The sequence below is a fragment of the Pseudochrobactrum kiredjianiae genome (assembly GCF_030362795.1).
Classification (GTDB): Bacteria; Pseudomonadota; Alphaproteobacteria; order Rhizobiales; family Rhizobiaceae; genus Pseudochrobactrum; species Pseudochrobactrum kiredjianiae.
This window is the reverse complement of record NZ_JAUCBM010000001.1, coordinates 1,274,575-1,287,625: the sequence shown is the minus strand read 5'-3', so window position 1 is coordinate 1,287,625 and position 13,051 is coordinate 1,274,575. Positions and strand designations below refer to the sequence as shown.

The following is a 13,051-nucleotide window of genomic DNA, read 5'->3' as shown; positions in this document are numbered from 1 at the left end:
GCTCTCACCACCCTAAGGTGAAAAACATATCTATCAACACCAGTGAATACAGGCAAAATTTGGGCACCACGCAATCGAACCGGCATGACAGAACAGTGCATAAACGGCTTCAGTTCCTTACAGCATAATTCCTTAAACTTGAATCAGTTTAAGGTAAAATTATGCGTGTATATAAAGTGTTAGAGCGAGTTTTGTGCGCCCATGAGGGCACCGGCGCTCTAATGAGCATTTAAGGTAAGGCTTCATTAACAATGCTTTCACAGATATGAATTATAGTCCCGTGACAAGAAGAGCGGCAGGATCAGAAAGCCTATTGCGAGCCTCTGATCATAAAGAACACCATTTCTTTAACACTCAGTTTTTACTCGAATATCTGAAAATTCTGCCTTAAATTTGCTTCAACAGAGTTATACGGAACAGTCATGCGTAAATTTGCACTTTTCGGACAGCGAGCAGATCAGAAAATTTTAGCCCTTGCTCTTTTATGTGCAAGCGTGGCGACAAATGGCCTGTCCGCCTACGCTCAGGATGCTGAAAATGTGCCGACCCCGTTGCTGCGTCCTTTCGCACCAACCGCAATGCGAAATATGCCTGCGCCAATGATGAAGCCGGACCCGACAACCACGGCAACCATTCCAAGAGCACAAGCACCGGCAGCGATGAATGGAAGTCTGAAAACCGCATTGGATGCACTTTCAGCCAAAGATCCGCGTCGCGCTCTGGCTATCCGTAATGGCATGTCCGTTAATGATCTCGACCGTCATATCCTGACATGGGCATTGGCGCTATCGGGAGCAGAAGGGCTGACAAGCTCTGATTATCTAGCCGCAGCATCTGAATTGCGTGGCTGGCCTGGTATGACGACTGTTCAGCGCAATACTGAACGGGCACTTTATCGGGAGAATGCCTCTGCAGGCACTGTAATTTCCTATCTCGGCACCCGCAAACCACAGACAACAGAAGGTATGATCCTGCTGGGTCGCGCCTATCTTGCAAGCGGCAACCGCAATCAGGCGCGTCAATTGCTGGCACCGTGGTGGACAACGGCCAAGCTCGATGTAAAAGATGAAACGCAGGTTTTGCGCGAATTTTCCGGCGTATTGACCAAAGACGATCATCAGGCACGTTTTCTGCGTATGCTCTATGATAACCGCTTGCCATCGGCTGCACGCTTAGCTGCGCCTGCCAATGCGGAATCACTTTATGCAGCTTTTGTCGCCGTCAGCAAACGTGCGCCGGACGCTGCACAAAAGCTGAAAGCCGTGCATAGTTCATGGCAGTCCAATCCGGCGTTTCTCTATGCTAATATTCAGCATTTACGCCGCTCTGAGCGCTATACAGAAGCCGCGAACCTGATGTTGAAGGCACCACGTGACGCCAAATCTCTAGTTGATCCGGATGCATGGTGGATTGAGCGCCGCGTTTTATCCCGCGAGTTGCTGGATATCGGAAAGCCGCAAATTGCCTATCGTCTGGCTGCAGCCCATAGCGCGGAATCGGCAACTATGGCTGTTGATGCCGAATTCCATGCCGGTTGGTATGCTCTGCGCGCGCTCAATGATGCTGCAACGGCACAAAAGCATTTTACCCGTATTGCTGAGATTTCTTCACGCCCGATGTCGGCATCCCGCGCCTATTATTGGATGGGACGTGCAGCAGAAGCTGGCGGTGGTGGTAATGCGAAACAGCTTTATCAACGCGCCTCCTATTTTGGCACATCATTCTATGGTCAGCTTGCCGCGGCCAAACTTGGCAACAATGTCTTGCAGCTGCCTTATCCGAAGCCTAGCGCTGAAGACCGTTCGCGTTTTGACAGCCGTGAACCGGTACGTGCAATTCGCCGTCTGGAATCAATTGGTTATGGTAACCGTGCGCAGAGCCTTTATATCAATATGGCACAGGAACTCAGCAGCACCGGCGAACTCGCTTTGCTCGCTGTGATGGCTGAGCGCAACAGTAATCATTACCTGTCTTTGCGTGTCGGCAAGATTGCTGCCGGTCGTGGTCTTGATGTTGGCGCACTGTCGCATCCGACGGGCGCTATTCCTGCCAATGCCAATATTAAAGGCTCCGGTGCAGCGCTTGCCTATGCGATTGCCCGTCAGGAAAGTGAGTTCAATATTTCAGCTGTTTCCAGTGCAGGCGCACGTGGCTTGCTGCAATTATTGCCGGGAACTGCAAAAGGCGTCGCTCAGCGTGCCGGTCTTGCCTATTCCGACAAGCGCCTGACAACCGATGCTGCCTATAATGCTACGCTTGGCGCGCATTATTTGGGAGAACAGATTGAGCGTTTCAACGGCTCTTATATTCTGACCTTCGCGGGATATAACGCAGGCCCAAGACGCGCGAGCGAATGGATTGCTAAATATGGCGATCCGCGCGGGCAGAATCTTGATCAGGTTGTCGATTGGATTGAGCGCATTCCTTACACAGAAACCCGTAATTATGTGCAGCGCGTTATGGAGAACTATGCGGTTTATAAATCGCGTCTCTATGGCAATGCCAATATCCAGCAGGACCTGATTAGCGGTCGCCGCGGATAAAACATTATAATGACCAAAGAAAACCCCCGCAGCATAAAATGTTGCGGGGCTTTTTCATTATAATACGATTGTTAGCCGGATACTTTACCTTGAAAGCACAGATATATAAAACAGCAGATATCAGCGCTGCTTTTTCACAGGTATAAAAGCAGCTAAAGCTGTCATCAGCCAGCCACCGATCATCAGTGTACCGCCAACAGGTGCAGCCATAGCAAACAATTTATTGCCGGTCAGATCGCGCAGAATCAAATCCCCCGCAAATAAAGCAAGGCCAACAAGCACCAGAACAGCTGCCCAATAAATAGCACGACTACGGGCGCTCAGCACTGCAAAGCCAATAAATGCTGCTGCATGCCCTAATAGAATCGGTGCGACAACGCCCAGAAAAGCATGATCGCCATGGGCAGAGGCAGCGTAACTTGCCATTGCTATCGCGCCGGAAACACCGGCAAAAAACAGAAAAAGCCGCTCAAAATCAGCAGTCATATCGTAAATCCTGTAACTTGATAAACCAGTTTTCCATCAATGCAGCTAATTGCAGGCTTTATCAATGGCTTAGAGCAGTTTCAGTTAATACTGAACTACTGAAACCGCTCTATCTATCTGCTTTTACGTATATTTTACCCAGAGACTGTTTCATATTTTGCGGAGCGCACTCTGAACTTCTGACAGCCTCAACAGAGCAAGAACATAACAGAGAGATTTTTCACCCGCTGATATTGGGCGAAATGGGGCATAATGCTGAGGATTTTATCTAATTACACCAAGTGAAGCGCTAGAGCGTATCGCGTTTGATCGTACCCACAGCACTCGCTCTAGATTCCTTTAATTGTCGCATGTTCGCATTAGCTCAAATGAACCCATTTAGCTGCGACATACTCTAATATTTGTGCTTTGTACACGCGACACGCCAATGCACTGCACTGGCTGCTGGCATCTACCAAAGCAAATGGACATGAATTTAAAACTGCACAGACTTTCAAACAGGATGAAACCAGCCCCTTTGACTGATTTCCTGTATAGTCAGCTCATAAATTGATTAAAAGTCAGATATTCTCAGCGAATTTCCAGCACTTTCACGCAACTATCAAGATCATTGGTCGCAAGATGGGCGTAACGCATCGTCATCTGCAACGTCTGATGCCCAAGCCACATCTGAACACGGCGGATATCAATCCCACCGCGTACCAAGCGTGAAGCGCAAGTATGTCGAAGAATATGCGGCACAACCTGCGTATCCGTGCCAAGGCCGACTTCATATTTAGCATCCTTCCACACAGCGCGGAATTCTACCTGCGTCAGCATTGAGAACGGCCCTTTATGGCGTTCAACCGGTATTTTACAGGCTTTTCTCGCTCGTTTTGTCAAAGGAACTGTACGGCTTCGATTCGATTTTGTCAGCCAGAATGTAACGCGTGGATCGTGCAAATCATTCCAGGTCAGGCCGATTGCCTCCCCCAGACGACAACCACTATCAACCAGAAAAACGGCCAAACGATAGCTGTTTTCGCAGCGCTTTTTAATCGCAGCAAAAAGCCGTGCTTCTTCTTCAAGTTCCAGAAAACGAATTCGCCCTGCCCGCTCTTTCTGACGAATGAACTCCGGCAGGCTAAAGATATCCCCCATCTTATACGCCTTTCGCAGTAACTTGCTTAATGCAGCCATTTTTCTATTAATGGTTGCATTGCTGTTATTGCGTTCACGCAGGGAACCGATAATTCTGTCGAGCATTTCCTGACTAAAGCCGCTGAAACGCTCTCCCTTCAGAATTTCATTTATTTCACCGAGAAACAATCTCACATTGTATTTATGGGAGCCATCGTCCCACAAAATATTGAGATAGCGCTCGGACAATTCAGTAACTGTGTACTGATTAACAATACGATGTGTTTTTGTATTTGAAGACGTAAAACTGAGATTATACCCGACTACAGGTGCAAAACCTTCAGAATTATCGATATAAATGTCCCGATTCAGCTCCATCATAGGGCCCCCCAGCCGCTTGAATGGTGGGGAGTCTTAGAGCCAACCAAAAAATAAAACAAGTCCGGGCAGCAATTTTGATAGCGCAGCATAGGATAACCACTTTGGTTGTGTTTCTGATGCCCCCTCTCAAAAAGCTACTATTTCGCCCTTCGCATACAAAAATCTTACATCATTTATAAAAGCGCATCTTGAATAAGATGGTCCCCGCTTGAACGCCTCCTCTGAGACGAAAACACCAGCGACCGAAGCCGCTGGCATTTTTTTATGCTAAACCAATGGCTTAGAAAGAACGCTGGAAGCGGATGAGACCGCCAAATGCATCCTTAGGCGCACCACCAAGAGCACGTACCGGGTGATCACCCTTCCAAGAAGTATAATTGATTTCTGGAGTGATGGTGAAACCTGGAACCAGCTGGTAAGCTACGTTTGCAGCAACAGCGGTTTTGCCCCAATCTTCGTAAGCAGCCTGTACGTTGAATGTCGCTTTGTCGGTAGCTTTGAATTTCGCGCCACCCCAAACAGCCCAATCACCACCCCAGTTACCGTACATACCAACTGGAGCTTCATAAGAAGCATAGCCGCCCTGTACCCATACGGAGAACTTGTCTGTTACGTTTACATCGAGGCGAACCTTACCAGCCCATTCTTCGATCTCAGCGTCATAAGCAGCAATACCAGCGATGGAACCCCAAGCCTGCTCAAACTTCAGACCACCAACAACATGCGGCATGTAATCGTCGATTACAGCATCATAAGCGATTGGCAGTGAGTTACCGTGGCCGAAAGGCTTCGCTTTCTCACCCTGCTCAGCAGAGATAATTGCCGAGAAGCCGTTACCGCCTGTAAAGGTGTAGCTGATCAGGTTTGTATTGTAGAGACCTGCACTTACCACGTCATCATTGATGATGTCGCCGAGATAGCCAGTGAAAGAATGGAATGCTGAGTCGGTTTTACCGAGCATCAGACCACCAAGCTGAATGTATGCATGCTTCAGAGTGTGACTACCCTGCTCACCATCACCGAAGTTAAAACGGTTTTCAGTGTAGGTTTTCAGTGTACCGAGCTCTGTTTCAGAAGCTGTGCTTGTACGCAGTGTGAAACGAGTATTGGTACCCCAAGTATCACTGTCTTTACCTGAATAAGCATCATCACCGGCAGACAGATCAAAACGAACGTAACCGGAGATGCGCAGGCATGTTTCTGTGCCTGGAATGTAGAAGTAGCCAGCGCCGTATGCATCGCAAACGCGTACATATTCAACAGCTTCTGGTTCTGGTGCAACGATGGCGTCGGCAGCCTGAGCGCCGGATACTGCAACGAGAGCTGCAGCGGAGCCGAGAAGAAGGCTCTTAATGTTCATTTCTGACCTCCAGTCAGAAACATTAAGGATGATGAAAAATCATATAAATTCAACATGTTAAAAAATTTTGAAAATTAAAGTTTTCCAAATTCCGAAAAAACCATGCCTGATCAGGACATATAATGGACGGAAAACAACAAAAAAACCGGTCAGAAAATCTGCCGGTTTGTAGGGTATTCTATGAATTCTGGCGGAGAGGATGGGATTCGAACCCACGATACCCTTCCGGGTATACTCCCTTAGCAGGGGAGCGCCTTCGACCACTCGGCCACCTCTCCGGTAAAGGCGCAATAGCCGGTAATAATCAGGAGTTCAAGCACTTTACGCGTAAAGTGCAAAAAAATATGCATCATCAACAGTGTATCGTTAAAAAAGGCATCAAAATCTGATAATTCCAGGCGATTATAAGCCTACTTATAGAGTTAGCACGAATAGCATCAGCGTTTTGGAGAAAGAATCAAAGCCAGTAATGCAAAAAAGCCATCCTCATCAGCCGAGTCGAATCTTTAGAGAAATAATGCGACTGATTTGTTGTCTTTGCTGCGTTGCCACATCTCAAATTCTGATCGTGTAACATATGTGCACAGAGGTGCTTCGAGATGGTTTGTCGGCAGTGATTTGCATAAAAACGCGAAAAAGCCCGCAAAATCAGGTTAATTTCCTTTAATGTTTATAAACAAAACATAAATGAAATCCACAGCCTAGGGTAAGTTTCGTGTCTTTTCTGCAACACGATATACCGATAGCAACAACTCACTCCCTACTTATGCGTTTTCAGTGTTGCAACAAAACTGAGCCTGAGTATCTTGAGGGCAGAAGAAGGAGCGCTTCGGTAGCGACTTTTTCACCCAAGGGGATGGGGGCAGGTTGTCCTTCAGCCAAAATAAAATGCCCAGACCCATTTAAAACTTTGACTGGAGGTCAGAAATGAACATTAAGAGCCTTCTTCTCGGCTCCGCTGCAGCCCTCGTTGCAGTATCCGGCGCTCAGGCTGCCGACGCCATCGTTGCACCAGAACCAGAAGCTGTTGAATATGTACGCGTTTGCGATGCATACGGCGCTGGCTACTTCTACATTCCAGGTACAGAAACATGCCTGCGCATCGGCGGTTATGTTCGCGCTGACATCAAAGGCGGCGACAACGTATACGCTCGTTCGACAAGCCGCGCTGAAGAAGCTGGCCTCACAGGCTTCGCTAAGAAGAACCGCGACACATACAACTTCATGTCACGTTTCAACCTGAACATGACAACTGCTTCCGAAACTGAACTCGGCACACTGAAGACATTCTCCAGCGTTCGTTTCCAGTACGAAAACGGTGAAACTGCAGGTTCTTCCGGTTCCCTGCGTTACGGTTACATCCAGCTCGGCGGTCTGCGCGTTGGTCTTGACGAATCCGCATTCGTAACCTTCCCAGGTTACTACGGCGACGTAATGAACGACGACGTAATTCTCGGTGGTGGTTACCGCACCAACGCCATCAGCTACACATTCACAGGCGGCAACGGCTTCTCGGCTATGATCGCTCTGGAACAGGGTGGCACAGGCGATGCTGATAAAGCTGGCGAATACCGCACATTCAACAACCAGTTCGTTACAACCAAAGATGTTAAAATTGACGACTACACACCACATATCGTTGGTGGTCTGAAATTTGAACAGGCTTGGGGTTCGATCGTTGGTGTTGCTGCTTACGATGCGCAGAACGAAGAATGGGCTGGTAAAGTACGTCTCGATGTAAACGTAACTGAACAGTTCTCCGTATGGGTACAGGGCGGCTACAAGTCGAACAACGACCATTACGCATATGCTTACACAGATGCAAACGGCAATCAGCGCGGCGTTCGTCTGGTTGACAGCTTCTACGGCACATGGGGTGGCGATTGGGCTGTTTGGGGTGGCGCGAAGTTCAAAGCTACCGACAAAGCAACCTTCAACGTACAGCTCGCTTACGAAGATGCAAAAACCTTCGCAGCAACTGCAAACGTAGCTTACCAGCTGGTTCCAGGCTTCACAATTACTCCAGAAGTATCCTACACCAAATGGAGCGACAACAAGTCGGTTCTTAAGGGCGACGATGCTTGGCAGGGTATGATCCGCTTCCAGCGTTCGTTCTAAGCTTTACAGCTTAAAACAGACCGTAAGGTTACAGAGACCCGGCAGTTTATACTGCCGGGTTTTCTGTTTTTACCTTTTGATTTGAACGCAAAACGATCTCTGGCATTTACAACGCAGGCTTTATCCCCACGCTTTATGAGACGCAGCATTTTGCAGCGGCGTACACTCTGCTATATTTCACAGCACACATTGCCTCTGCCCTGTTCTAAAACCAATGAACAATAATCAGATCAGAGCCTGAATATGCCATAATTCATGCGCTATTCAGTTTGTGCAGCGGATAACACTCATAAGGAGATTTATATGGAATTTTTACTCTGGATCGCACTGACCGGTGTAATCGTATTTCTCCTTGGTCTGCTTTACAGCAAGTTTATCAGTTCCAAGGCAAAACAGCCGGCTGCCAATACCATTCCGCCTGCGAAATCTTCTGAAACTGTCGCTACACCGCTAGAAAAAGCGGCGATTGCCAAAACGCCCCCTGCTCCGTCATCCATCAAAATGGTTATGCCGCAGGAAAAATCCGACGCTGTTACAAAGCAGGCCAGCCCGCCAAAACAGACCAAAACCGCGAAGACAATTATTCCGGCGGCTGAGCCGGTAGGCCCTGCTCATAGCAAGCAGGCCGTAGCTACATCTGCTACTGAGGCTATTATAGTGGCATCTGCCACCATAGAAGCGCCAGCCACCACAGATACAGCACCGGTTTCTGCTCCAGAACCGGAAGCTATTGTCACGCCACCGCCTGCGACAGAACCTAATCTTCTCAAAAAACCACGCAATGGCGCAGCAGATGATCTGACTTTGATCAGTGGCATTGGCAAAGCCATTCAGGACAAATTATTTAAGATTGGTATTTTTCATTACGATCAGCTGGCCGACCTCAATGAAGTGCAAACCGGCTGGATTAACCGCAACATTGGTTTTGCTGGACGTATGGAGCGTGAAAACTGGGGTGCTGTTGCGAAGAAGCTGATGGGGAAATCTGCAACAACAACTGCCGCCACACCTAAGCGCGCTGTGAAAAAAGCGGCCAAACCGACAGCTAAGGCCAAGCCAAAAGCTGCGAAGAAAAACGAAGCCGCGCAATAAGGCTTCTAAATATAGAGCAAATCATCCGTTCATATAAAAAAGCCGCCTCAAAACTGAGGCGGCTATTTTTTGTTTCAGCTCTGATAATCAGCTGGAAATATCAGGAATTGCCCTTCAAACGAGCATTGCAGAGGCTGTAATAACCGCCGCCCTTCTGGATCCAGCGCAGACCGTTGAGTGAATTTGCGCTCTTATTGGCATAATACTGGTCGAGGCAGGTTTTCATACGCTGCTTGCCAACAGTCTCGCTGGCATATTTGCCAGATACTGCAGACGGGAATTTAACGCCGCTTGGTGCGGCAACAGTCGGAGCTGCTGGCTCTTTTGTGGAAACAGATGTTACTTTTTCAGGGTCAGCACCCGGACCGCACTCTTCCTTACGGAAAGCATTCCATTTCAAACCGGTCGCAAGGCCAGTTTCCTGAGCTGCTTTATATTTTGCAGAACATTGCTGCATGGTCAGGCCTTTAGCTTCATCAGCTTGAGGCGCAGCAGCCTGTTTGGCAGGCTTTGCCGGAGTTGCAGCAGGCGCTGCCGGTGCTGCGGCAGGAGCAGCAGAAGAATCGGTTCCGCATTGTGCTTTACGGAAATCATTCCATTTTACATTGCCAAGTGTACCGGCATCTTTAGCAGCCTGATATTTCGTGCTGCATTCTGCCATTGTCAGCGCACTTGCTGGTGAAGACAGTACAAAGACGGCCATTCCTGCCAACAATGCTGCGCCGCCTAGGCTGCTGAGAGTTTGAATTTTCATCTCTGTTCTCCTGAGTAAGTTATTAAGACACTGTGCCTAAAGCGTTTTTCCATCAATATCGTATAGGATTCCGAATGCAAAACCTTTTCACGATTTTTGAAAGGATTTGACGTGCTGTGACCCAGCATTGTCACTGCTTATATTTTAGACGCTAAACATAGCATTTTTATAATGATTACGGATGCAATAAATAACACTTCGTGCGCGCTTTACGACAGTAAAGCATCGTTAAAACACGCATTCAACTTGATTTATACCAGATTTCCGCAGCATTTCACCTGACATAGCCGCACAGTCACGCGCAATTATTGGAATATTAAAACATAAAATCCGCGTGTAATCCGCTATTGCCAGAGCCAAAATAACAATTTTCTCACCGCTGATTTCGTTCTTATTTTCCGCTAGAAACACCACTGACAGCGCTCTGTGAAGGTTCTGCTGTTTTTCAGTTTGCGTTTTAACAATTACCTGTCCGACGTTTTAAGTTACGCCGCAGCAGCAAGTTGCAGGGTCTTTTCATGGCTGAAGTCACAACACCAGATGCAATTCCGGCTCTATCCTCAGTACTCCCTACTGAGAGGCACCGTTTCTATGAAGATGTTGTGGCGATGCTTATCGGCACCAGCTTTGTGAGCCTCGGATTGACGCTTTATGCACAGGCTAAGCTTATGACCGGCAGCACCGCCGGTGTTGCCCTTCTCGTGCATTATGCAACAAACTGGCAGTTTGCTCTGGTATTTTTCCTGATCAATCTGCCTTTTTATTATCTGGCCATCAAACGGATGGGCTGGCACTTCACCATTCGCACCTTTATTGCCGTGGCTTTGATGTCTGTCTTTACCCGTCTGTTTCCGATGTGGGTGGATTTTTCCACGCTCGAACCGATTTTTGCGGCTTTTATGGGCGGCACTCTGATGGGAATGGGCGTGCTGGCTCTGTTTCGCCATCGTGCCGGTGTTGGCGGCATCAATATTCTGGCGCTGTATTTGCAGGATAATTACAATATCCGTGCGGGCTGGTCTCAACTTGCACTTGATCTGCTGCTTATGGCTGTATCGCTGTTTTACCTGTCACCGCAACAGGTTGCGATTTCTGTCATCGGCGCAGTGGTGATGAATGTTATTATCGCGATTAATCATAAGCCCGGCCGTTACGCGGCCACAAGCTAAACAAAGTCGTTACGCGGCCACAAGCTAACTTAATACAAATCGTATGGCGCGATTAATGACGCGCCATCCATTCGCGAGCCTCACGCAACGCACGCACCAGTTCCGTCTTGCTCATTAATGATGAGAGCTGCGTGCGCATTGGCAGGGCACGGTCATCACCACGAATTGCTGCAATATTGAACCATTTATAAGCTTCGATACGATCTGCTTCGCAGTCACGTCCTGCATAATACATCATACCGGTCTCAAACAGCATTTCGGCCTGCATGGCATGGACGCTATTTTCTGATTTCGCTTTAAAACCTGCAAACATTGCTCTGATCCTGTCCTGTTAAACTGCGGTCTGCTTAGGGCTGGAAGTGCCGTGCAGATCTCTGCTGTTGTTGTGATCAGAATGCAGGAAAGAGTTAAAACCGCCGTTAAATTGCATCCTTAACAGCCAATCAACAAAATCCAAACAATGGGTAAACATCAGAATTCATTAAGAATAACTCTGCCGGTTTTACGGGCTTTCTGCCAAAATCACGTATTTTCTCATATTGCTAATTTAAACCTGCTGCTAACCAAGACGCACATAAGGGTTTTAAAGCCCCCTCATCATTTCATTATTTCTCCTCTTAAATCCCCTCTTTTCAAGCACGCAAGATTGGATTACGTTTACGTGAGCGTAAATAATAGGCACATCAAAGATTACGTATCTTCGGGAGGAACGAATGAAGAGAATTTTGCTTACCGTTGCAGCTATGACTGTATCCCTCAGCCCTGCTCTCGCAGCAGAGCCGATTGTCGGCACATGGAAGCGCTCAACCGGCACAATCATTGAATATAAAAACTGCGGCGGCGATGATTATTGCGGCACTGTGCTGAACAGCGAATATAAAGGCAAATCCATTGGCAAGATGACCGGCACGGACGGCAGCTACAAAGGCACCGTCAATAAGCTCGATGAAGGCAAAACCTATTCCGGCAAAGCCAGTGTCAGCGGTAACACACTATCTCTGGCAGGTTGTGTTGCCGGCGGCCTGATTTGTAAGACTGAGAAACTGACACGTCAGTAACCTCGCAAAGAATAACAAAGGCGTTGCACAACTTCCGTCATGCAACGCCTAATTACATCTCCCAAAGCACTTAATGGCTATGGAAGAGAGTATCTTTGCTGACCCGGTCAGCGTGCTTTTTGATTAAACAGCACGTTCTGCGCGTCTTTATCCGTGGCCAGATTGCTCTTTTCACGTTCAGTCTTTCCCAGTTCCATACCGCGTTGCACGGCAGAGCGGGCAGACACGGCTTCATACCAGCGTTTCAGGTTCGGGAAATCTTCCAGTTTCTGATCGTAGTTTTTATAGGCACTGATCCAGCCCACGCAGGCCATATCAGCAATAGAATAATCACCGGCAATATAATCACGGCCTTCAAGCTGGCGATTCAATACGCCATAAAGACGGTTGACCTCATTGGTATAGCGGTTGATGCCGTATTCGACTTTCTCCGGTGCATAGACGCGAAAATGGCCTGCCTGACCGGACATTGGTCCAAGACCACCCATTTGCCACATCAGCCATTCGTCCACAGCCACGCGGGCGCGCTCATTTGTCGGATAATATTTGCCGAATTTACGCCCCAGATATTGCAAAATTGCACCGGATTCAAAAACTGAAATCGGCTGACCATCCGGCCCCTCCGGATCAATAATCGCTGGCATACGATTATTCGGCGCGATTTTCAGGAATGACGGTTCGAACTGATCGCCCTTACCGATATTGATATATTTTACCTCGTAAGGAACGCCAAGTTCCTCAAGCATGATGCTGATCTTCCAACCGTTTGGAGTCGGCCAGTAATAAAGTTCAATCGGCTTGGTTTGGGTCTTAGGCTCAGCACTCATCGAGATCAGCTCCTGATTATAGGTTTTGTAAAGCCAGTCAGCCTGACTGGTCAGATGCAGCAATATATAGTCCGCGCTACATATTAAGCAATCCGCAAGGGAAAACTTTGCGCTACCTCGCTGATACTATGCTTAATCCGGCTT

Annotated in this window: 11 protein-coding genes and 1 tRNA gene; 5 read left to right on the top strand and 7 right to left on the bottom strand. The window is 48.0% G+C overall.

Annotated features, from left to right (window positions below):
- The first annotated feature begins 422 nt into the window (after nucleotides 1-422).
- Complete coding sequence (locus tag QUF18_RS05685; protein ID WP_289385975.1) at nucleotides 423-2,543, top strand: lytic transglycosylase domain-containing protein; 2,121 nt, start codon at nucleotides 423-425, stop codon at nucleotides 2,541-2,543.
- Between the two features lie 120 nt (nucleotides 2,544-2,663).
- On the opposite strand, the gene QUF18_RS05680 is transcribed toward QUF18_RS05685, so the two are convergent.
- The 4 genes from QUF18_RS05680 to QUF18_RS05665 form a co-directional block, all read right to left on the bottom strand.
- Nucleotides 2,664-3,029 carry a DUF423 domain-containing protein gene (locus QUF18_RS05680; RefSeq protein WP_289385974.1) on the bottom strand — a complete coding sequence of 122 codons (366 nt, stop codon included), beginning with the start codon at nucleotides 3,027-3,029 and terminating at the stop codon, nucleotides 2,664-2,666.
- Between the two features lie 570 nt (nucleotides 3,030-3,599).
- On the bottom strand, nucleotides 3,600-4,526 hold the full coding sequence (locus QUF18_RS05675) for a tyrosine-type recombinase/integrase (RefSeq protein WP_289386164.1): 927 nt from the start codon (nucleotides 4,524-4,526) through the stop codon (nucleotides 3,600-3,602).
- A 283-nt stretch (nucleotides 4,527-4,809) separates the two neighbouring features.
- Entirely contained in the window at nucleotides 4,810-5,889 is a 1,080-nt protein-coding gene (locus QUF18_RS05670) for a porin (protein WP_289385973.1), read from the bottom strand.
- A 188-nt stretch (nucleotides 5,890-6,077) separates the two neighbouring features.
- Nucleotides 6,078-6,167 (bottom strand) — tRNA-Ser (locus QUF18_RS05665).
- Between the two features lie 649 nt (nucleotides 6,168-6,816).
- Here QUF18_RS05665 and QUF18_RS05660 point away from each other — a divergent pair.
- On the top strand, nucleotides 6,817-8,007 hold the full coding sequence (locus QUF18_RS05660) for a porin (RefSeq protein WP_289385972.1): 1,191 nt from the start codon (nucleotides 6,817-6,819) through the stop codon (nucleotides 8,005-8,007).
- A 303-nt stretch (nucleotides 8,008-8,310) separates the two neighbouring features.
- Complete coding sequence (locus tag QUF18_RS05655) at nucleotides 8,311-9,099, top strand: helix-hairpin-helix domain-containing protein (RefSeq protein WP_289385971.1); 789 nt, start codon at nucleotides 8,311-8,313, stop codon at nucleotides 9,097-9,099.
- Between the two features lie 100 nt (nucleotides 9,100-9,199).
- On the opposite strand, the gene QUF18_RS05650 is transcribed toward QUF18_RS05655, so the two are convergent.
- Nucleotides 9,200-9,853 (bottom strand): antifreeze protein, encoded by a 654-nt coding sequence (locus QUF18_RS05650; RefSeq protein WP_289385970.1) that lies wholly within the window; start codon nucleotides 9,851-9,853, stop codon nucleotides 9,200-9,202.
- Nucleotides 9,854-10,371: 518 nt separating this feature from the next.
- On the opposite strand from QUF18_RS05650, the gene QUF18_RS05645 reads away from it, so the two are divergent.
- Nucleotides 10,372-11,022 (top strand): YitT family protein, encoded by a 651-nt coding sequence (locus QUF18_RS05645; RefSeq protein ID WP_289385968.1) that lies wholly within the window; start codon nucleotides 10,372-10,374, stop codon nucleotides 11,020-11,022.
- A 52-nt stretch (nucleotides 11,023-11,074) separates the two neighbouring features.
- On the opposite strand, the gene QUF18_RS05640 is transcribed toward QUF18_RS05645, so the two are convergent.
- Nucleotides 11,075-11,335, bottom strand: coding sequence for an SEL1-like repeat protein (locus tag QUF18_RS05640; RefSeq protein WP_289385967.1), 261 nt, complete (start codon nucleotides 11,333-11,335; stop codon nucleotides 11,075-11,077).
- A gap of 400 nt (nucleotides 11,336-11,735) precedes the next feature.
- On the opposite strand from QUF18_RS05640, the gene QUF18_RS05635 reads away from it, so the two are divergent.
- The gene (locus tag QUF18_RS05635; RefSeq protein ID WP_289385966.1) at nucleotides 11,736-12,080 is read left to right on the top strand and encodes a DUF2147 domain-containing protein; all 345 of its coding nucleotides are present in this window, start codon (nucleotides 11,736-11,738) and stop codon (nucleotides 12,078-12,080) included.
- Between the two features lie 107 nt (nucleotides 12,081-12,187).
- Here the strand turns inward: QUF18_RS05635 and QUF18_RS05630 are convergent, their stop codons facing one another.
- The gene (locus QUF18_RS05630; protein ID WP_289386163.1) at nucleotides 12,188-12,907 is read right to left on the bottom strand and encodes a glutathione S-transferase N-terminal domain-containing protein; all 720 of its coding nucleotides are present in this window, start codon (nucleotides 12,905-12,907) and stop codon (nucleotides 12,188-12,190) included.
- Nucleotides 12,908-13,051 lie beyond the last annotated feature (144 nt).

What these genes read in the sequence shown, in the direction of transcription:
- QUF18_RS05685 (WP_289385975.1), top strand. Translation starts at nt 423, where the DNA reads ATGCGTAAATTTGCACTTTTCGGACAGCGAGCAGATCAGAAAATTTTA.
- QUF18_RS05680 (WP_289385974.1), bottom strand. Translation starts at nt 3,029, where the DNA reads ATGACTGCTGATTTTGAGCGGCTTTTTCTGTTTTTTGCCGGTGTTTCC.
- QUF18_RS05675 (WP_289386164.1), bottom strand. Translation starts at nt 4,526, where the DNA reads ATGGAGCTGAATCGGGACATTTATATCGATAATTCTGAAGGTTTTGCA.
- QUF18_RS05670 (WP_289385973.1), bottom strand. Translation starts at nt 5,889, where the DNA reads ATGAACATTAAGAGCCTTCTTCTCGGCTCCGCTGCAGCTCTCGTTGCA.
- QUF18_RS05660 (WP_289385972.1), top strand. Translation starts at nt 6,817, where the DNA reads ATGAACATTAAGAGCCTTCTTCTCGGCTCCGCTGCAGCCCTCGTTGCA.
- QUF18_RS05655 (WP_289385971.1), top strand. Translation starts at nt 8,311, where the DNA reads ATGGAATTTTTACTCTGGATCGCACTGACCGGTGTAATCGTATTTCTC.
- QUF18_RS05650 (WP_289385970.1), bottom strand. Translation starts at nt 9,853, where the DNA reads ATGAAAATTCAAACTCTCAGCAGCCTAGGCGGCGCAGCATTGTTGGCA.
- QUF18_RS05645 (WP_289385968.1), top strand. Translation starts at nt 10,372, where the DNA reads ATGGCTGAAGTCACAACACCAGATGCAATTCCGGCTCTATCCTCAGTA.
- QUF18_RS05640 (WP_289385967.1), bottom strand. Translation starts at nt 11,335, where the DNA reads ATGTTTGCAGGTTTTAAAGCGAAATCAGAAAATAGCGTCCATGCCATG.
- QUF18_RS05635 (WP_289385966.1), top strand. Translation starts at nt 11,736, where the DNA reads ATGAAGAGAATTTTGCTTACCGTTGCAGCTATGACTGTATCCCTCAGC.
- QUF18_RS05630 (WP_289386163.1), bottom strand. Translation starts at nt 12,907, where the DNA reads ATGAGTGCTGAGCCTAAGACCCAAACCAAGCCGATTGAACTTTATTAC.